Below are 18,676 nucleotides of genomic sequence, written 5' to 3' on the forward strand. Positions count from 1 at the left end.
GAAGCTTTGGGAAAATTTGATAAATACAAAATTGATCTGAAAGGAATGCAGACAGACTCTGCTAAGTATGAGTTTGTATTGGATAACCTTTATTTCGCTCACATTGATGGTCCTGAAGTTCAAAAGGGAAAAGTAAATGTAACTTTGAACGTGAAAAGAACCTCTCGCGCTTTCGAATTGAGCTTTCAGACCGATGGAATGGTATGGGTGCCATGTGATCGTTGTCTGGATGATATGGAACTACCGATCAGTTCTTCTGATAAACTGATGGTGAAGTTTGGACATGAATATGCAGAGGAAGGTGAGAACCTGATTGTGATTCCCGAAGAAGAAGGAGAAATCAACGTTGCATGGTTCATGTATGAGTTTATAGCACTCTCCATCCCAATGAAGCATGTACACGCTCCGGGTAAGTGCAATAAAGCTATGACTAGTAAATTGAGCAAGCATTTGAAGACAAATGCGAACGAGGATAGCGATGAAGTTTTCGACACTGGAGGAGACGATATCGTAATTGAAGAGGAAGTGGAGGAACAAATTGATCCTCGCTGGAATGAATTAAAAAAAATATTAGATAATAATTAAAGTTTTAAGAAAATGGCACATCCTAAGAGAAGACAATCGAAAACAAGAACAGCGAAGAGAAGAACTCACGATAAGGCAGTAGCTCCTACATTGGCTATTTGTCCGAATTGCGGAGAATGGCATGTATATCACACAGTGTGTGGTGCTTGCGGATATTACAGAGGTAAGCTCGCTATTGAGAAAGAAGCAGCTGTATAATTAGTACAGTTATACTGAAAAACAGCCTGAGGGTGATGCTCTCCGGCTGCTTTAAGTATTATAGTATTGCTAATTTAAAATAGGTTTGATGGAAAAAATAAATGCAGTAATCACAGGAGTTGGAGGATATGTACCCGATTATATCTTGACTAATGACGAGATATCTAAAATGGTAGATACCAACGATGAATGGATTATGACTCGTATCGGAGTAAAGGAAAGACATATTCTGAATGAGGAAGGATTAGGTAGCTCATACATGGCTCGCAAGGCCGCCAAGCAGTTGATGAAAAAGACTGGTGCTAATCCCGACGATATTGATTTGGTTGTTGTTGCTACTACTACTCCTGATTATCACTTCCCTTCTACCGCTTCTATTCTTTGCGATAAACTCGGACTGAAAAATGCGTTTGCTTTTGATCTGCAGGCGGCTTGTAGTGGTTTCCTGTATTTGATGGAAACGGCTGCTAATTTCATTCGTTCGGGAAGATATAAGAAAATTATCATTGTCGGTGCCGATAAGATGTCGTCAATGGTTAACTATACAGATCGTGCTACATGTCCTATCTTTGGTGACGGTGCTGCTGCTTTTATGGTGGAACCGACTACGGAAGATTACGGTATCATGGATTCGATACTAAGAACTGATGGTAAAGGATTGCCTTTCCTCCACATGAAAGCTGGTGGTTCGGTTTGTCCTCCGTCTTATTTCACGGTAGACAACAAAATGCACTATCTGCATCAGGAAGGAAGAACAGTGTTCAAGTATGCTGTTTCCAGTATGTCGGACGTGTCGGCTGCTATTGCAGAAAAGAACGGACTGACGAAAGACAGCATCAACTGGATTGTGCCGCATCAGGCAAATGTCCGGATTATCGAGGCTGTGGCTCATCGCATGGAAGTGCCGATGGATAAAGTGCTGGTAAATATAGAACACTATGGTAACACAAGTGCTGCTACTCTTCCTTTATGTATATGGGATTTTGAGGATAAACTCAAGAAAGGTGATAACATTATTTTCACTGCATTCGGCGCCGGATTTACATGGGGAGCCGTTTACGTGAAGTGGGGTTATGACGGAAAAAAGGAATCGTAACGTAAGTTACTGAACTATAACACTCAAAAACGCATCCTATTTCGATTCGATGCGTTTTTTTGTCTCAACCAATAAAATATAAAGAGAAATGCATAAAGCAGGTTTTGTAAACATCGTAGGAAATCCGAATGTTGGAAAGTCGACATTGATGAATGCTTTGGTAGGTGAGCGTATTTCGATTGCTACTTTCAAGGCGCAGACTACTCGTCACCGGATTATGGGGATCTATAATACGGATGAGATGCAGATTGTTTTTTCTGATACTCCGGGAGTATTGAAGCCTAACTACAAATTACAGGAATCGATGCTGAATTTTTCTACTTCAGCACTGACGGATGCGGATATTTTACTTTATGTGACTGATGTGGTAGAGACACCGGATAAGAATAATGAGTTTATGGAAAAGGTGCGTCAAATGACGGTACCTGTCCTGCTGCTCATAAACAAAATTGACCTCACCGATCAGGAAAAGCTGGTTAAGCTGGTGGAGGAATGGAAGGAATTGCTTCCGCAAGCCGAGATTATTCCTATTTCTGCCGCCTCCAAATTTAATGTAGATTATGTGATGAAGCGGATTAAGGAATTGCTGCCCGATTCTCCTCCTTATTTTGGAAAGGATCAGTGGACGGATAAGCCTGCCCGTTTCTTTGTGAATGAGATTATCCGCGAAAAGATTCTATTGTACTACGACAAGGAGATTCCTTATTCGGTGGAAGTAGCCGTAGAGGAGTTTAAGGAAGAAGCGAAGAAAATCCATATCCGGGCAGTGATCTATGTGGAGCGTGATTCGCAGAAAGGAATCATTATCGGCAAACAGGGAAAGGCGCTGAAGAAAGTGGCTACTGAAGCGCGTCGTGAACTGGAACGTTTCTTTGGAAAGACTATTTATCTGGAAACGTATGTGAAGGTGGATAAGGATTGGCGTAGTTCGGATAAGGAATTACGTAATTTTGGTTATCAGTTAGATTAAAAGTATTCATGCGACTGTGATAGTCGTGAAAAACAAGGTATTGAACTATGGGTAATTTAGTTGCAATTGTAGGACGCCCCAATGTGGGCAAGTCTACCTTATTTAACCGTCTGACGAAGTCGCGTCGGGCTATTGTGAATGAAGAAGCGGGAACAACCCGTGACAGGCAGTATGGCAAGTCGGAATGGCTGGGCCGTGAGTTCTCTGTGGTGGATACCGGAGGATGGGTGGTAAACTCGGACGATATCTTTGAAGAAGAGATCAGAAAGCAGGTGTTGCTGGCTGTGGACGAGGCGGATGTGATTCTGTTTGTGGTGGATGTGATGAATGGAGTGACCGACCTGGATATGCAGGTGGCGACTATCCTGCGTCGTGCCAACAGTCCGGTGATTGTAGTTGCCAACAAGACAGATAATAACGAGTTACAATATAATGCTCCGGAATTCTATAAATTGGGATTGGGCGATCCGTATTGTATTTCTGCGATTACAGGAAGTGGTACGGGTGATTTAATGGACTTGATTGTCGGTAAGTTCAAGAAGGAATCCTCGGAAATCTTGGATGATGAGATACCTCGTTTTGCAGTGGTGGGACGTCCGAATGCCGGTAAATCTTCTATTGTAAATGCATTTATCGGTGAAGACCGTAACATTGTGACCGAGATTGCCGGAACGACTCGTGATTCTATCTATACCCGCTACAATAAGTTCGGATTTGATTTTTATCTGGTGGATACCGCCGGTATCCGTAAGAAGAATAAGGTGAATGAGGATTTGGAATACTACTCTGTGATCCGTTCGATTCGTGCCATTGAAGGTTCGGATGTATGTATTCTGATGCTGGATGCCACGAGAGGAATCGAAAGTCAGGACCTGAATATCTTCTCCCTGATTCAAAAGAATCAGAAAGGATTGGTTGTCGTGATAAATAAATGGGATCTGGTGGAGGATAAATCTGTGAAAGTGCAGAAAACGTTTGAAGAAGCTGTTCGTTCACGTTTTGCTCCCTTTGTGGATTTTCCGATTATATTTGCTTCTGCATTGACCAAGCAACGTATCTTGAAGGTGCTTGAAGAAGCCCGTAATGTATATGAGAATCGTACGACAAAAATACCGACCGCACGTTTGAATGAGGAAATGCTTCCGTTGATTGAGGCGTATCCTCCCCCTTCAAACAAAGGTAAGTATATCAAGATTAAGTATATTACGCAGTTGCCGAATACACAAGTTCCTTCGTTTGTTTATTTTGCCAACTTGCCGCAGTACGTGAAGGAGCCCTACAAGCGTTTCCTGGAAAATAAGATGCGTGAGAAGTGGAATCTGACAGGTACCCCGATTAATATTTATATTCGACAGAAATAAACAACAATAAAGAAAAACACCCGAAAACATTATGTTTTCGGGTGTTTTTCTTTATTGTTAGAGGTGAATCTTCAGTCATTCTTATTTCTCCAATTGGAAATCTTTACGGCGCAATACAAAGCTGTTACTTAAATACTTTTCACGTACAATCTGATTCTCAGACAGTTCTTCCGGTGTGCCTTGGAACAAAATCTTGCCTTCGAACAACAGGTAGGCACGGTCGGTAATGCTCAATGTTTCCTGCACATTGTGGTCGGTAATCAGGATACCGATATTTCTGTCCTTTAACTTCCATACAATTTGCTGGATATCTTCTACGGCGATCGGGTCGACACCGGCAAAAGGTTCGTCGAGCATGATGAATTTCGGGTCGATAGCAAGGCAACGGGCGATTTCCGTGCGGCGGCGTTCACCTCCGGATAGTTGGTTACCTTTGTTTTTGCGTACTTTTTGCAGGCGAAATTCAGCAATCAGGCTTTCAAGTTTTTCCTTCTGATATTCTTTAGGTTTGTTAGTCATTTCCAGAACGGAAGCGATATTATCTTCCACACTCATCTGACGGAATACGGAAGCCTCTTGAGCGAGGTAGCCGATACCGGTTTGTGCCCGTTTGTAAACAGGATATTTGGTAATCTCCAAATCGTCGAGGAAAATGCGTCCTTCGTTGGGGGTAATCAACCCCACGGTCATATAGAATGAAGTCGTCTTACCGGCACCGTTCGGCCCCAGCAAACCCACAATCTCACCTTGCTTCACATCAATGGAAACATGGCTTACAACGGTTCGTTTACCGTACTTCTTAACCAAGTCTTCCGTGCGGAGCACCATCTTGCTTTCTTCCATATTCTAGTTATTTTGCGGCAAATGTAGTAAAAATAAGCCGAAATAATGTACATTTGCAGACAAATAGTGTGAGTTATGATAAAAGCATTGAGAACCGTCGGAAGATATTTCATGCTGATGGGACGGACTTTTTCCCGCCCGGAACGTATGCGGATGTTTTTCCGGCAATACCTTAACGAGTTGGAGCAGCTAGGTGTGAACTCCATCGGAATCGTGTTGTTGATTTCGTTTTTCATCGGCGCGGTTATTACCATTCAGATTAAGTTGAATATTGAAAGTCCGTGGATGCCCCGCTGGACGGTGGGATATGTGACCCGCGAAATTATGTTACTGGAGTTTTCTTCTTCTATTATGTGTCTGATTCTTGCGGGGAAAGTGGGGTCGAACATTGCTTCGGAGTTGGGAACGATGCGGGTGACGCAGCAGATTGATGCGCTTGAAATTATGGGAGTTAATTCTGCCAACTATCTGATACTGCCTAAGATTGCGGCTATGGTGACCGTGATTCCTATATTGGTGACATTCAGTATCTTTGCCGGTATAATAGGGGCCTTTTGTACTTGTTGGTTTGCCGGAGTCATGAATGCTGTCGATCTTGAATATGGTTTGCAGTATATGTTTAATGAATGGTTTATCTGGGCAGGTATTATCAAATCTCTTTTCTTTGCCTTTATTATTGCAAGTGTATCCGCCTTTTTCGGATATACGGTGGAAGGCGGTTCTATTGCTGTGGGAAAGGCTTCCACGGATTCCGTAGTGTCCAGTAGTGTTTTGATTCTGTTTGCGGATTTGATATTAACTAAACTTTTGATGGGATGATTGAGGTTAAAGGACTTTATAAATCGTTTGACGATAAGACGGTATTGAGTGATATCAATGCGACCTTTGAGAATGGGAAGACAAACCTTATTATCGGTCAGAGTGGTTCCGGCAAGACGGTATTGATGAAATGTATCGTGGGGCTGCTTACTCCGGAGAAGGGTGAAGTTCTGTATGACGGTCGAAATCTCGTGATGATGGGGAAGAAGGAGAAGAAGATGCTTCGTAAGGAAATGGGAATGATTTTCCAGAGTGCCGCACTTTTCGATTCCTTGTCGGTGTTGGATAATGTGATGTTCCCTTTGAATATGTTCAGTAATGACACCTTACGCGAACGTACTAAGCGGGCCATGTTCTGCTTGGACCGTGTCAACCTGACCGAGGCAAAAGATAAGTTTCCCGGAGAAATCAGTGGCGGTATGCAGAAACGTGTAGCTATTGCTCGTGCTATTGCTTTGAATCCGCAATACCTGTTCTGTGACGAGCCGAACTCGGGACTAGACCCGAAAACCTCGTTAGTGATTGACGATCTGATTCACGATATTACCCAGGAATATAACATGACTACCATTATTAATACACATGATATGAATTCTGTATTGGGAATCGGTGAAAAGGTGATTTATATTTATGAAGGACATAAAGAATGGGAAGGAACTAAAGACGATATATTCACTTCTACCAACGAACGTCTGAATAACTTTATCTTTGCTTCGGATTTACTTCGCAAGGTGAAAGACCTTGAAGTACAAAGTATGGAGGGCTGAGACCGGATATAGTTGGAAATTAGGCTATAAAAAAACTTCTGTCATCGAGTGGCAGAAGTTTCTTTTTTTCTTAGCTATATTAGCGTCGGCAATTAAGCTCTAGGTCTAGCTTCTTTAACTACCATGGTACGGCCCATGTACTCGGCTCCGTTCAATTCTGCAATAGCCTTGGCAGCGGCAGCATCGTCTTCCATTTCGATGAAAGCGAATCCTTTGGATCTACCGGTTTCACGGTCCATAACAACTTTAACTGATGATACTGCTCCGTAATCTTCCATCACTTGTTGCAGATCTCCTTCCTTAACGCGGTAGTTAAGGTTTCCAACATAAATGTTCATAATGAAAATGATAAAAAATAAATAAATGAATAAAACTCTCTGGATAGATGGTTACTAATAAAAGGATTAAAACGACAGAGAGTTTACAAAAGCGTTTTTTCAACGGAAGTAAAAACCTTGTAATAGAAATCGAGAAACTAATGGTCCATCAATCCGCAGCAAAGAAAAGAATAATTTTTGGATTGACCATCTTTTTAGAGATTTTATTTGCAGAAAGACAGAAAAAAGTAAAACGGAGAACTGTACAGCGTGTTCTTTCACAAGGATTTTTCATTTGTTTATATGTTACATTACTGAAATAAATCTGCAATGTCTTTTGAAATTTGAAAGATTAGCACTAATTTTGCACCCTCTTTGAGTATAGAACAAAGTATAAATCAAATAAATAATTGTCAGAATGAACGTTTCATTACAAAACATTGACAAAGTAAGCGCAGAGCTTACTGTAAAGCTTGAGAAAGCCGATTATCAGGAGAAAGTAGACAAAGAGTTGAAATCACTCCGTCAGAAGGCACAGATCCCGGGATTCCGTAAAGGTATGGTTCCTACAAGTCTTATTAAAAAGATGTATGGTAAGTCGGTGATTGCAGAGGTAGTGAATAAGACGCTGCAAGAAGCTGTTTACAATTATATTAAAGAAAATAAGGTGAATATGTTGGGCGAACCGTTGCCTAACGAAGAAAAACAGCAGAATATCGACTTCGATACAATGGATGAATTTGATTTCGTGTTCGATATTGCTTTGGCACCCGAATTTAAAGCGGAAGTAAGCACTAAAGATAAAGTCGATTATTATACGATTGAGGTATCTGACGAGATGATCGACAATCAGGTGAAGATGTATACTCAACGCACCGGCAAATACGATAAAGTAGATGCTTACGAAGATAATGATATGCTGAAAGGCCTGTTGGCTCAGTTGGACGAAGAAGGTAACACGAAAGAAGGCGGTATTCAGGTAGAAGGTGCTGTTTTGATGCCTTCTTATATGAAGAATGACGACCAGAAAGCTATCTTTGCTAATGCGAAGGTAAACGATGTGCTGGTGTTCAACCCGAATGTGGCTTATGACGGTCACGCTGCTGAGTTGGGTTCTTTATTGAAAATCGACAAGGAAATCGCTAAGGATGTTAAGTCTAACTTTAGCTTTCAGGTAGAAGAAATCACTCGTTTTGTTCCGGGCGAACTTACTCAGGAAGTGTTCGATCAGGCATTCGGTGAGGGCGTTGTGAAGACTGAAGAAGAATTCCGCGCTAAGATCAAAGAAGAAATTGCTGCAAGATTTGTTGCAGACAGCGATTATAAGTTCTTGATTGATGTTCGCAAGGTATTGATGGATAAAGTAGGTAAACTGGAATTCCCGGATGCACTGCTGAAACGTATTATGTTGCTGAACAACGAAGAAAAGGGCGAAGAATATGTTGCTGAAAACTATGATAAGAGTATTGAAGAACTGACTTGGCACCTGATTAAAGAACAGCTGGTAGAAGCAAACAATATCAAGGTAGAACAGGAAGATGTGCTGAAAATGGCAAGAGATACAACAAAGGCACAGTTTGCTCAATATGGTATGCTTTCTATTCCTGATGATGTACTTGACAACTATGCACAGGAAATGTTGAAGAAGAAAGAAACTATCAACAATCTGGTGAGTCGTGTTGTAGAAGTGAAGTTGGCTGCTGCCTTGAAGGCACAGGTTACTTTGGAGAACAAGAACGTTTCTATCGAGGAATTCAATAAGATGTTTGAATAAACGTTCGGCTGAACAGAATATAAAGTCACAGAAACACAGAGTTTTTATAAAATTATAACTCTGTGTTTTTTTGTGTCTCTGTATTCTTTTTCGTTTCTTTGTACTTACGTTTATTTTTAATTAATAAGAAAGGAACAATAACATGGATGATTTTAGAAAATACGCAACCAAGCATTTAGGAATGAATGGCATGGTTTTGGACGATGTGATTAAATCGCAAGCCGGGTATTTGAATCCTTATATTCTGGAAGAAAGACAGTTGAATGTAACTCAGCTCGACGTATTCTCCCGCTTGATGATGGACCGCATTATTTTCCTCGGTACACAGGTGGACGATTATACTGCTAATACGCTTCAGGCACAGTTGCTGTATTTGGACTCTGTTGATCCGGGCAAGGATATTTCTATTTATATCAACTCTCCGGGCGGAAGTGTGTACGCCGGACTGGGCATTTACGATACGATGCAGTTTATCTCGAGTGATGTGGCTACGATTTGTACAGGTATGGCGGCTTCTATGGCAGCTGTATTGCTGGTTGCCGGTAAAGAAGGCAAGCGTTCTGCACTGCCTCACTCGCGTGTCATGATTCACCAGCCGATGGGAGGCGCACAGGGACAGGCCTCGGATATTGAAATTACTGCCCGTGAAATTCAAAAATTGAAGAAAGAACTTTATACGATTATCGCCGATCATTCGCATACTGATTTTGATAAGGTATGGGCGGACTCTGACCGTGACTACTGGATGACAGCACAGGAAGCGAAAGAGTACGGCATGATTGATGAAGTATTGATTAAGAAATAAAAATGGCTGATTCAAAAGCAAAGAAAAAGTGTAGCTTCTGCGGTCGGTCGGAGAATGAAGTTGGATTCCTGATTACGGGAGTAAACGGTTATATCTGCGACAGTTGTGCCACCCAAGCTTATGAGATTACTCAGGAAGCGTTGGGCGAAGTCAAGAAAAGCGCCGGAGCTACCAAACTTAATTTAAATGAACTACCCAAACCGGTAGAAATCAAGAAATTCCTTGACCAGTATGTAATAGGACAGGATGACGCCAAGCGTTTTCTTTCCGTATCGGTCTATAACCATTATAAACGTTTGCTCCAAAAGGATAGTGGAGATGATGTGGAAATTGAAAAATCGAACATCATTATGGTGGGTAGCACCGGAACCGGAAAAACATTGCTGGCTCGTACGATTGCCAAGTTGCTCCATGTTCCGTTTACAATTGTGGATGCTACGGTACTGACGGAAGCCGGTTATGTGGGAGAGGATATTGAAAGTATTCTAACCCGTCTGCTTCAGGTGGCTGATTATAATGTACCGGAAGCTGAACAGGGAATTGTATTTATTGATGAGATCGACAAGATCGCCCGCAAAGGAGATAATCCTTCTATCACTCGTGACGTGAGCGGTGAAGGTGTACAACAGGGATTACTGAAACTGCTCGAAGGTTCCGTGGTGAATGTGCCCCCACAGGGAGGCCGTAAGCACCCCGACCAAAAGATGATTCCGGTAAATACCAAGAATATCCTCTTTATTTGTGGCGGTGCTTTCGATGGTATTGAAAAGAAAATCGCACAACGACTGAATACGCATGTTGTAGGCTATACAGCTTCGCAGACAACAGCGAGGATTGATAAGAATAACATGATGCAGTATATCGCTCCCCAGGATTTGAAGTCATTCGGACTGATTCCCGAAATAATCGGTCGTCTGCCAGTATTGACTTACCTCAATCCTCTGGATCGTGATGCGCTTCGTGCTATCCTTACCGAACCCAAAAACTCTATCATCAAACAGTATGTTAAACTGCTTGAAATGGATGGTATCAAGTTGACATTTGAAGATTCTGTCTTTGAATATATTGTCGATAAGGCGGTTGAATATAAGCTTGGTGCCCGTGGATTGCGTTCCATTGTGGAAACGATTATGATGGATGTTATGTTTGAAATCCCTTCGGGAAGCAAAAAAGAGTATGAAGTGACGCTGGATTACGCGAAGCAGCAACTGGAAAAAGCAAACATGGCAAGGCTGCAAACCGCTTAAAATCAAAAAGTAAGGCGACTGTAAATGAAGGCTTCTGTTTTTTCTTGAAAATATTAGTCGTATTTTGCTTGGTAATTACGAAGTTGTTTATAACTTTGTTTGGTTCTCTTGAAAAAGAGTGCTTTGCTTAAAGTTAAACCATGAACTGAATAAAACAACCTAAGTTAAGATGGCAGGGAAGATTAATTTAATAAATGAACTGAAGAAGTGTTTCGGATTTAATAAATTCAAGGGAAACCAGGAAGCAATCATTCAGAACTTGCTTGATGGTAGAGACACCTTTGTACTGATGCCTACCGGTGGCGGGAAATCCTTATGCTATCAGTTACCTTCGCTCTTGATGGAAGGAACGGCAATTGTAATTTCTCCGCTTATTGCGTTGATGAAGAACCAAGTGGATGCAATGCGTAATTTTAGTGAAGAAGATGGTATCGCCCATTTTATTAATTCTTCATTAAACAAAGGCGCGATAGACCAAGTGAAGTCTGACATCCTTGCCGGAAAGACAAAATTGTTATATGTGGCTCCGGAGTCTTTGACAAAGGAAGAGAATGTAGATTTTTTGCGCTCGGTGAAAATTTCGTTTTACGCGGTAGACGAGGCTCACTGTATTTCCGAATGGGGGCATGACTTCCGGCCGGAATATCGGCGGATTCGTCCTATCATCAACGAGATCGGAAAGGCTCCGTTGATAGCACTTACTGCAACGGCAACGCCAAAGGTGCAGCACGATATCCAGAAGAATCTGGGAATGGTGGATGCACAGGTTTTCAAGTCATCGTTCAACCGTCCGAACCTGTATTATGAGGTACGCGCGAAAACTGCTAATATTGATCGTGATATTATCAAGTTTATCAAGAATAATCCGGAAAAATCGGGTATCGTTTACTGCCTTAGTCGGAAGAGAGTAGAAGAACTTGCTGAAATTCTTCAGGCAAACGGTATCAACGCGCGTCCTTACCATGCGGGTATGGACTCATTGACGAGGACGAAGAATCAGGATGATTTCCTGATGGAAAAAGTGGAAGTCATTGTGGCTACGATCGCTTTCGGTATGGGGATTGATAAACCGGATGTGCGGTTTGTGATTCACTATGATATCCCGAAAAGCTTGGAAGGATATTACCAGGAAACGGGGCGCGCCGGTAGAGATGGCGGTGAAGGTCAGTGCATAACCTTTTATACAAACAAAGACTTGCAGAAACTGGAAAAGTTCATGCAAGGGAAACCTGTGGCAGAACAGGAAATTGGCAAGCAGCTTCTGTTGGAAACCGCTGCTTATGCCGAATCTTCCGTATGCCGACGTAAGACATTACTACATTATTTCGGTGAAGAGTACACGGAAGAAAATTGTGGAAATTGTGACAACTGTTTAAACCCTAAAAAACAAGTGGAGGCTCAAGAATTATTGTGTGCCGTGATTGAAGCGATTATCGCGGTGAAAGAAAACTTTAAGGCAGATTATATCATTGACATATTACAAGGTAGAGAGACTTCGGAGGTACAGGCTCATTTGCATGAGGACCTCGAAGTATTTGGCTCAGGTATGGGCGAAGAAGACAAAACATGGAATGCAGTAATCCGTCAGGCTCTGATAGCAGGCTATTTGAGCAAAGATGTAGAACATTACGGTCTTTTGAAAGTGACGGAAGAAGGACACAAGTTCTTGAAGAAACCTAAATCATTCAAGATAACGGAGGATAATGACTTTGAAGAAGTGGAGGAGGAAGTACCGGCACGCGGCGGTGGCTCTTGTGCAGTAGACCCTGCTCTTTATTCAATGTTGAAAGACTTGAGGAAGAAGCTCTCTAAGAAACTGGAAGTTCCTCCTTATGTAATTTTCCAGGACCCGTCTTTGGAAGCAATGGCTACTATCTACCCGGTAACACTGGAAGAGCTACAGAATATTCCCGGTGTAGGTGCCGGAAAGGCGAAACGCTACGGTGAAGAATTCTGTAAACTGATTAAACGTCACTGTGAAGAGAATGAAATAGAACGTCCCGAAGACTTGCGTGTACGTACGGTTGCTAATAAGTCGAAAATGAAAGTGTCTATCATTCAGGCTATTGACCGTAAGGTAGCCTTAGATGATATTGCTCTATCCAAAGGTATTGAATTTGGAGAACTGTTGGATGAAGTAGAAGCAATTGTCTATTCCGGAACCAAACTGAATATTGATTACTTCTTGGAAGAGATCATGGATGAAGATCATTTGCTTGACATCTACGATTATTTTAAGGAATCTACGACAGACAAGATTGATGATGCACTTGATGAACTGGGGGATGACTTCACTGAAGAAGAAGTTCGTTTGGTACGTATTAAGTTCATCTCTGAAATGGCAAACTAAAAAAAGCGAAAAAAATAGGCGTGCAGGTATGCGGTTTTGAATAAAAACCGTATATTTGCACGCAATAATTTTTAAACGCATAGCCCTATGTCATTTATTGCTGATAAGATTGTAATGGATGGGTTGACTTACGATGACGTACTGTTGATCCCCGCTTATTCTGAAGTTTTACCGCGCACTGTCGATCTCTCGACAAAGTTTTCAAAAAACATTGAGTTAAAAATACCTTTTGTGACGGCTGCCATGGATACGGTAACCGAAGCGAAAATGGCTATTGCCATTGCTCGTGAGGGTGGTATCGGTGTGATTCACAAAAATATGTCTATCGAAGAACAAGCAAGACAAGTTGCTATTGTAAAGCGTGCCGAGAATGGTATGATTTATGATCCTGTGACTATCAAGAGAGGTTCTACCGTTCGCGACGCTTTGGATATTATGGCTGAATATAAAATCGGTGGTATCCCTGTTGTGGATGATGAAGGTTATCTGGTAGGTATTGTTACTAACAGAGACTTGCGTTTTGAAAGAGATATGGCAAAACATATTGATCTTGTCATGACTCCTAAAGAAAGATTAGTAACTACCAACCAGTCTACTGACTTGGAATCTGCTGCACAGATTCTTCAGAAACATAAGATTGAGAAACTTCCGATTGTAGGAATGGACGGAAAGTTGATCGGTCTTGTTACTTATAAGGATATTACAAAAGCAAAAGACAAACCGATGGCTTGTAAAGACGCCAAAGGTCGTTTGCGTGTTGCCGCCGGTGTGGGGGTGACTGTCGATACATTGGATCGTATGCAGGCTTTGGTTGATGCGGGTGCGGATGCCATTGTTATTGATACGGCTCACGGACACTCTGCATTCGTTATTGAGAAACTGAGAGAAGCTAAGAAACGCTTCCCGGGCATTGATATTGTTGTAGGTAATATTGCTACCGGAGAAGCTGCTAAGGCCTTGGTGGAAGCTGGTGCTGATGCTGTGAAAGTAGGTATCGGACCGGGATCTATCTGTACGACCCGTGTGGTTGCCGGTGTGGGGGTTCCCCAGCTGTCGGCTGTATATGATGTAGCAAAAGCGCTGAAAGGTACAGGTATTCCTTTGATTGCCGATGGTGGTTTGCGCTATTCCGGTGATGTCGTGAAAGCATTGGCTGCCGGTGGGTATAGTGTAATGATCGGATCATTGGTTGCCGGAACAGAAGAATCTCCGGGTGATACTATTATTTTCAACGGACGTAAATTCAAATCATATCGTGGCATGGGGTCGTTGGAAGCTATGGAGAATGGTTCAAAAGACCGTTACTTCCAAAGTGGAACAGCTGACGTGAAGAAATTGGTTCCGGAAGGTATTGCTGCCCGTGTTCCTTATAAGGGTACATTGTTCGAAGTTGTTTATCAATTAACAGGTGGTTTGCGTGCAGGTATGGGATATTGTGGTGCTGCCAATATTGAAAAACTTCACGATGCCAAATTTACCCGTATCACAAATGCCGGTGTAATGGAAAGTCATCCGCACGATGTGACGATTACCAGTGAATCGCCTAATTATAGCCGTCCGGAATAACAGCATATATAAACGGTGAACTATTAACGGTGAACGGTGAACAGACTGTGTCGATCTGCAGGGTGTTCGCTGCTCACCGTTCGTTGTTTATGGAGTTAATGTTTGGTTTTTAGAGTTTGGAAAATAAGAATTGATGATGAAAAGAGGTCTGCTTGTAGCTTGGTTTTGGTTTTTCGGTATCTCGGTCTTTGCACAGGAAGACCCGGTGCTGATGCGGGTGAATGGAAAAGATATACTTCGTTCGGAGTTTGAGTATTCGTATCGGCATCGGACTGGTAATGCAGATGCAAAACTCTCTCCGAAGGAATATGCGGAACTTTTCGCTCAATCGAAATTGAAGGTTGAAGCGGCCAAAGTTGCAGGACTTGATACGACTACTATGTTCCGAAAACTACAGGAAGCGTGGCGAAGTCAGTTGCTCAAATCTTATTTGACGGATAAGCAGGTATTGGATAGTTGTATTCGTGTTCTGTATCAGGATAGAGGTTTGAAAGGATTGGGGAGTCGGGTGCGGATAATGCAAATTTTCAAATATCTGCCTCAGACAATAACTGCCAAGCATTTGGAGGAAGAGAAAAACCGAATAGATTCTATCTGGCAGTCGCTAAGGACTCAGTCAGATTTGGATTTTGCCCGTTTGGTGGAAATGTACTCGGAGGATAAGCGTAGTATGTGGTTGGAACGTTTGCAAACAACGAGCGAATTTGAAAATGTAGCTTTTTCTTTGTCAACAGGAGAAATATCCCATCCTTTCTTTACTCCGGAAGGGCTTCATATTATAAAAGTGATTGACCGGAAAGAAAATCCTTCGTATGGAGAGGTTTATGAGAAGTTGGCAGAACGTTTGATACGTAAGGAGGGGGTGGATAAAGCTACGGAAACCATAGTGGAACGACTAAAAAGAGACTGGCAATATGCTCCCAATCCGAGTGGCATGAACGAGTTGTTGACAATTGGCAGAACGGAGCAGACTTTGTTTACAATCGACGGACAGGTATATTCGGGAGAGATGTTCAAGCAGTTTGCTTCTTCGCATCCGCAGGCGGTGAAGCGGCAACTGAATGGATTTATAGCAAAGTCGTTATTGGACTATGAAGGTAAGAATATAGAGCGGAAACATCCGGAAGTCCGCTATGCTTTGCAGAAAGTTACTGATAAGTATCTCATAGCAGAGGTAACTCGTCAGAAAGTGGATTTGCCTGCCATAAATGACCGGGCAGGACTAGCAACTTATTTTAAATTTCACACTTCGGATTATCGTTGGGATAGTCCGCGATATAAAGGTGCTATTCTTCATTGCGTTGATAAAAAAACGTCGAAGCAGGCTAAAAAACTATTGAAGAAAACCCCGGAAAAAGAATGGGCGGAAGTACTTCGGCAAACTTTTAATACATCCGGAGAAGAAAAGATAAAAGTTGAACAGGGAATTTTTGCCGACGGGGATAATAAATATATAGATAAACTGGTTTTTAAGAAGGGGGATTTTGAACCTCTAATGTCTTATCCTTTTACTGTTGTTGTCGGCAAAAAACAGAAAGGCCCGGATGATTATCGAGAGGTAATAGAACAGGTCCGGAAGGATTATCGAAGCTATCTTAACGCATTCTGGATGCGGGAATTGCAGGATTTCGGTAAGGTTGAAATAAACCAAGAGGTTTTAAAAACCGTTAATAATAACTGATGTAACCGATTATTCACTATCTTCGTACCTTAAATAAGTAGATTTCAATTGACAATGCGAATATTAGTCCTCTTACTGATTACCCTTCTTGGTTGTGGAGCGTGCAAAAAACAGCATGACCATAAAGGTAAGACTCCTTTGGTAGAGGTGGATGGTAATTTTTTATATAAAGAAGATTTGATGTCCGTACTTCCTGTTGGATTGTCAAAAGATGATAGCATTCTTTTCGCCGAACACTATATTCGTAGTTGGGCGGAGGAAATCTTGTTGTATGAAAAAGCTGCGAACAACATTCCTGATAATGTGGATGTGGAAAAGTTGGTGGAGAACTACCGGAAAGCTTTGATTATGCATACTTATCAGCAGGAACTGATTAATCAGAAGTTGATAAATGATATTCCGGAACAGGAAATTGCAGATTATTATGAGAAAAACAAAGAATTGTTTAAGCTGGAGAATCCGTTGATTAAGGGATTGTTTATCAAAGTGCCGTTAACGGCTCCCCAGTTGAATAATGTCCGCAGATGGTATAAGACAGAGAAGCAGGATGCAGTAGAGAGTCTGGAAAAATACAGTTTGCAAAATGCGGTGAAATATGAATATTTCTATGACAAATGGGTCTCCGTGACAGATATACTCGACATGATTCCGTTAAAAGTAGATACACCGGAAGAATATGTAAACAAACACCGTCAGGTAGAATTGAAAGATACGGCATTTTATTATTTCCTGAATGTGAGCGATTATCGTGGAGTAGGAGAGGAAAAACCGTATGAGTTTGCCCGATCGGAAGTGAAAGATTTGCTGGTCAATCAGAAACGGGTGAATTTTATGGAGCAAGTAAAAAGCGACCTGTATCAGCAGGCGGTAGACAAGAAGAAGATTATATATAATTATTAAATACAAAGAATGAAGAAGTTTGTGAACTTTAGATTTGTTGTTACCCTTGTCCTGGCAGTTTTTGCTAACGTGGTAACTTATGCCCAGGACAACGTGGTTGATGAAGTAGTTTGGGTAGTAGGTGACGAAGCTATTTTAAAATCAGATGTAGAAGAGGCTCGTATGGACGCCTTGTATAATGGACGCAGATTCGACGGCGATCCATATTGTGTGATTCCCGAAGAAATCGCTGTTCAGAAGTTATTCCTGCATCAGGCAAAGTTGGATAGTATTGAGGTTTCCGAAGCGGAAATCATCCAGCGAGTAGATATGCTGACTAATATGTACATTCAGCAGATCGGTTCAAGAGAGAAAATGGAGGAGTATTTCAATAAGACTTCCGCTCAGATTCGTGAAACACTGCGTGATAATGCACGAGACGGATTGACAGTACAGAAGATGCAGCAGAAATTAGTCGGGGAAATCAAAGTAACTCCGGCAGAAGTACGCCGTTACTTCAAAGACCTTCCGCAGGATAGTATCCCTTACATTCCGACGCAGGTAGAAGTGCAGATTATCACGCTGCAACCTAAAATTCCTGTTGCAGAAATCGAAGATGTGAAGAAAAGGCTGCGCGACTATACGGATCGTGTGACAAAAGGAGAAATCGACTTCTCAACGTTGGCCCGTTTGTATTCCGAGGATAAGGCATCTGCCATAAAAGGCGGCGAATGCGGATTCATGGGACGTGGTATGATGGACCCTTCTTATGCGAATGTGGCATTCAGTTTGCAGGATCCGAAGAAAGTCTCCAAGATTGTTGAGTCTGAATTCGGTTATCATATTATCCAGTTGATTGAGAAGCGTGGTGACCGTGTCAATACCCGTCACATTCTGTTGCGTCCGAAAGTTTCGGAAAAAGAACTGACAGAGGCTTGTGCACGTCTGGATTCTATTGCTGATGATATCCGTGCAAATAAGTTCTCGTTCGATGAAGCAGCTGCTGTTATTTCACATGATAAAGATACTCGTAATAATCATGGTATCATGGTGAATATCAATGAAAATTCAGGAGTGACTACTTCTAAATTCCAAATGCAGGATCTACCTCAGGATGTTGCCAAAGTGGTAGACAAGATGAACGTTGGAGAGATTTCCAAAGCATTTACAATGATTAATGAGAAAGACGGAAAGGAAGTTTGTGCGATTGTGAAACTGAAGGCAAAAATCAACGGTCATAAAGCGACTATTGCAGAGGACTATCAGGACTTGAAAGAAATTGTAATGGATAAACGCCGCGAAGAAATGTTGCACAAGTGGATTCTGGATAAGCAGAAACATACTTATGTACGTATCAACGAAAACTGGCAGAAGTGTGACTTCAAGTATCCGGGTTGGATTAAGAAGGATTGATGTTT

The 18,676-nt window shown here is 41.9% G+C and carries 17 protein-coding genes; 15 read left to right on the forward strand and 2 right to left on the reverse strand.

Annotated features, from left to right (window positions below):
* Positions 1-6 precede the first annotated feature (6 nt).
* The 5 genes from CGC64_RS05925 (at position 7) to der (ending at position 4,210) form a co-directional block, all read left to right on the forward strand.
* Positions 7-585: a YceD family protein gene (locus tag CGC64_RS05925; RefSeq protein ID WP_005679794.1), complete on the forward strand. Its 579-nt coding sequence runs from the start codon at positions 7-9 to the stop codon at positions 583-585.
* Positions 586-597: 12 nt separating this feature from the next.
* Complete coding sequence (gene rpmF / locus CGC64_RS05930) at positions 598-783, forward strand: 50S ribosomal protein L32 (protein WP_002562387.1); 186 nt, start codon at positions 598-600, stop codon at positions 781-783.
* An 88-nt stretch (positions 784-871) separates the two neighbouring features.
* A complete protein-coding gene (locus tag CGC64_RS05935; protein WP_005679108.1) occupies positions 872-1,879 on the forward strand; it encodes a beta-ketoacyl-ACP synthase III in 1,008 nt (335 codons plus the stop codon).
* Positions 1,880-1,967: 88 nt separating this feature from the next.
* Positions 1,968-2,849, forward strand: coding sequence for a GTPase Era (gene era, locus CGC64_RS05940; protein ID WP_005679109.1), 882 nt, complete (start codon positions 1,968-1,970; stop codon positions 2,847-2,849).
* A 47-nt stretch (positions 2,850-2,896) separates the two neighbouring features.
* On the forward strand, positions 2,897-4,210 hold the full coding sequence (gene der, locus CGC64_RS05945) for a ribosome biogenesis GTPase Der (protein ID WP_005679111.1): 1,314 nt from the start codon (positions 2,897-2,899) through the stop codon (positions 4,208-4,210).
* 81 nt (positions 4,211-4,291) lie between these two features.
* On the opposite strand, the gene lptB is transcribed toward der, so the two are convergent.
* A complete protein-coding gene (gene lptB, locus CGC64_RS05950) occupies positions 4,292-5,053 on the reverse strand; it encodes an LPS export ABC transporter ATP-binding protein (RefSeq protein ID WP_005679112.1) in 762 nt (253 codons plus the stop codon).
* 75 nt (positions 5,054-5,128) lie between these two features.
* Here lptB and CGC64_RS05955 point away from each other — a divergent pair, with 75 nt between their 5' ends.
* Positions 5,129-5,872, forward strand: a complete 744-nt coding sequence (locus tag CGC64_RS05955; protein WP_005679113.1) for an MlaE family ABC transporter permease — start codon at positions 5,129-5,131, stop codon at positions 5,870-5,872.
* Positions 5,869-6,639, forward strand: coding sequence for an ABC transporter ATP-binding protein (locus CGC64_RS05960; RefSeq protein WP_005679114.1), 771 nt, complete (start codon positions 5,869-5,871; stop codon positions 6,637-6,639). Before CGC64_RS05955 ends, CGC64_RS05960 begins: the two co-directional genes overlap by 4 nt.
* A gap of 92 nt (positions 6,640-6,731) precedes the next feature.
* Here the strand turns inward: CGC64_RS05960 and CGC64_RS05965 are convergent, their stop codons facing one another.
* Positions 6,732-6,977, reverse strand: a complete 246-nt coding sequence (locus CGC64_RS05965) for an RNA recognition motif domain-containing protein (protein ID WP_005679116.1) — start codon at positions 6,975-6,977, stop codon at positions 6,732-6,734.
* A 397-nt stretch (positions 6,978-7,374) separates the two neighbouring features.
* Between CGC64_RS05965 and tig the strand changes: the two genes are divergently transcribed.
* The 8 genes from tig to CGC64_RS06010 all read left to right on the forward strand — a co-directional run bounded on the left by tig (position 7,375) and on the right by CGC64_RS06010 (position 18,671).
* Positions 7,375-8,730, forward strand: a complete 1,356-nt coding sequence (gene tig / locus CGC64_RS05975; protein WP_005679119.1) for a trigger factor — start codon at positions 7,375-7,377, stop codon at positions 8,728-8,730.
* A gap of 142 nt (positions 8,731-8,872) precedes the next feature.
* Entirely contained in the window at positions 8,873-9,535 is a 663-nt protein-coding gene (gene clpP, locus CGC64_RS05980) for an ATP-dependent Clp endopeptidase proteolytic subunit ClpP (protein WP_005679121.1), read from the forward strand.
* Positions 9,536-9,537: 2 nt separating this feature from the next.
* Positions 9,538-10,782, forward strand: a complete 1,245-nt coding sequence (gene clpX, locus CGC64_RS05985) for an ATP-dependent Clp protease ATP-binding subunit ClpX (protein WP_005679123.1) — start codon at positions 9,538-9,540, stop codon at positions 10,780-10,782.
* Between the two features lie 169 nt (positions 10,783-10,951).
* Positions 10,952-13,132 carry a DNA helicase RecQ gene (gene recQ / locus CGC64_RS05990; RefSeq protein WP_005679124.1) on the forward strand — a complete coding sequence of 727 codons (2,181 nt, stop codon included), beginning with the start codon at positions 10,952-10,954 and terminating at the stop codon, positions 13,130-13,132.
* Positions 13,133-13,219: 87 nt separating this feature from the next.
* Complete coding sequence (gene guaB, locus CGC64_RS05995) at positions 13,220-14,698, forward strand: IMP dehydrogenase (RefSeq protein WP_005679125.1); 1,479 nt, start codon at positions 13,220-13,222, stop codon at positions 14,696-14,698.
* 133 nt (positions 14,699-14,831) lie between these two features.
* Positions 14,832-16,379, forward strand: a complete 1,548-nt coding sequence (locus tag CGC64_RS06000) for a peptidylprolyl isomerase (protein WP_005679126.1) — start codon at positions 14,832-14,834, stop codon at positions 16,377-16,379.
* A gap of 54 nt (positions 16,380-16,433) precedes the next feature.
* Complete coding sequence (locus CGC64_RS06005) at positions 16,434-17,279, forward strand: peptidylprolyl isomerase (RefSeq protein WP_005679127.1); 846 nt, start codon at positions 16,434-16,436, stop codon at positions 17,277-17,279.
* Positions 17,280-17,288: 9 nt separating this feature from the next.
* A complete protein-coding gene (locus tag CGC64_RS06010; RefSeq protein ID WP_005679128.1) occupies positions 17,289-18,671 on the forward strand; it encodes a peptidylprolyl isomerase in 1,383 nt (460 codons plus the stop codon).
* Positions 18,672-18,676 lie beyond the last annotated feature (5 nt).

Source organism: Bacteroides caccae (genome assembly GCF_002222615.2).
Classification (GTDB): Bacteria; Bacteroidota; Bacteroidia; order Bacteroidales; family Bacteroidaceae; genus Bacteroides; species Bacteroides caccae.

Excerpts from the sequence above, each read along its gene's own strand:
- rpmF (WP_002562387.1), top strand. The coding sequence starts at position 598 with ATGGCACATCCTAAGAGAAGACAATCGAAAACAAGAACAGCGAAGAGA.
- CGC64_RS05935 (WP_005679108.1), top strand. The coding sequence starts at position 872 with ATGGAAAAAATAAATGCAGTAATCACAGGAGTTGGAGGATATGTACCC.
- era (WP_005679109.1), top strand. The coding sequence starts at position 1,968 with ATGCATAAAGCAGGTTTTGTAAACATCGTAGGAAATCCGAATGTTGGA.
- der (WP_005679111.1), top strand. The coding sequence starts at position 2,897 with ATGGGTAATTTAGTTGCAATTGTAGGACGCCCCAATGTGGGCAAGTCT.
- lptB (WP_005679112.1), bottom strand. The coding sequence starts at position 5,053 with ATGGAAGAAAGCAAGATGGTGCTCCGCACGGAAGACTTGGTTAAGAAG.
- CGC64_RS05955 (WP_005679113.1), top strand. The coding sequence starts at position 5,129 with ATGATAAAAGCATTGAGAACCGTCGGAAGATATTTCATGCTGATGGGA.
- CGC64_RS05960 (WP_005679114.1), top strand. The coding sequence starts at position 5,869 with ATGATTGAGGTTAAAGGACTTTATAAATCGTTTGACGATAAGACGGTA.
- CGC64_RS05965 (WP_005679116.1), bottom strand. The coding sequence starts at position 6,977 with ATGAACATTTATGTTGGAAACCTTAACTACCGCGTTAAGGAAGGAGAT.
- tig (WP_005679119.1), top strand. The coding sequence starts at position 7,375 with ATGAACGTTTCATTACAAAACATTGACAAAGTAAGCGCAGAGCTTACT.
- clpP (WP_005679121.1), top strand. The coding sequence starts at position 8,873 with ATGGATGATTTTAGAAAATACGCAACCAAGCATTTAGGAATGAATGGC.
- clpX (WP_005679123.1), top strand. The coding sequence starts at position 9,538 with ATGGCTGATTCAAAAGCAAAGAAAAAGTGTAGCTTCTGCGGTCGGTCG.
- recQ (WP_005679124.1), top strand. The coding sequence starts at position 10,952 with ATGGCAGGGAAGATTAATTTAATAAATGAACTGAAGAAGTGTTTCGGA.
- guaB (WP_005679125.1), top strand. The coding sequence starts at position 13,220 with ATGTCATTTATTGCTGATAAGATTGTAATGGATGGGTTGACTTACGAT.
- CGC64_RS06000 (WP_005679126.1), top strand. The coding sequence starts at position 14,832 with ATGATGAAAAGAGGTCTGCTTGTAGCTTGGTTTTGGTTTTTCGGTATC.
- CGC64_RS06005 (WP_005679127.1), top strand. The coding sequence starts at position 16,434 with ATGCGAATATTAGTCCTCTTACTGATTACCCTTCTTGGTTGTGGAGCG.
- CGC64_RS06010 (WP_005679128.1), top strand. The coding sequence starts at position 17,289 with ATGAAGAAGTTTGTGAACTTTAGATTTGTTGTTACCCTTGTCCTGGCA.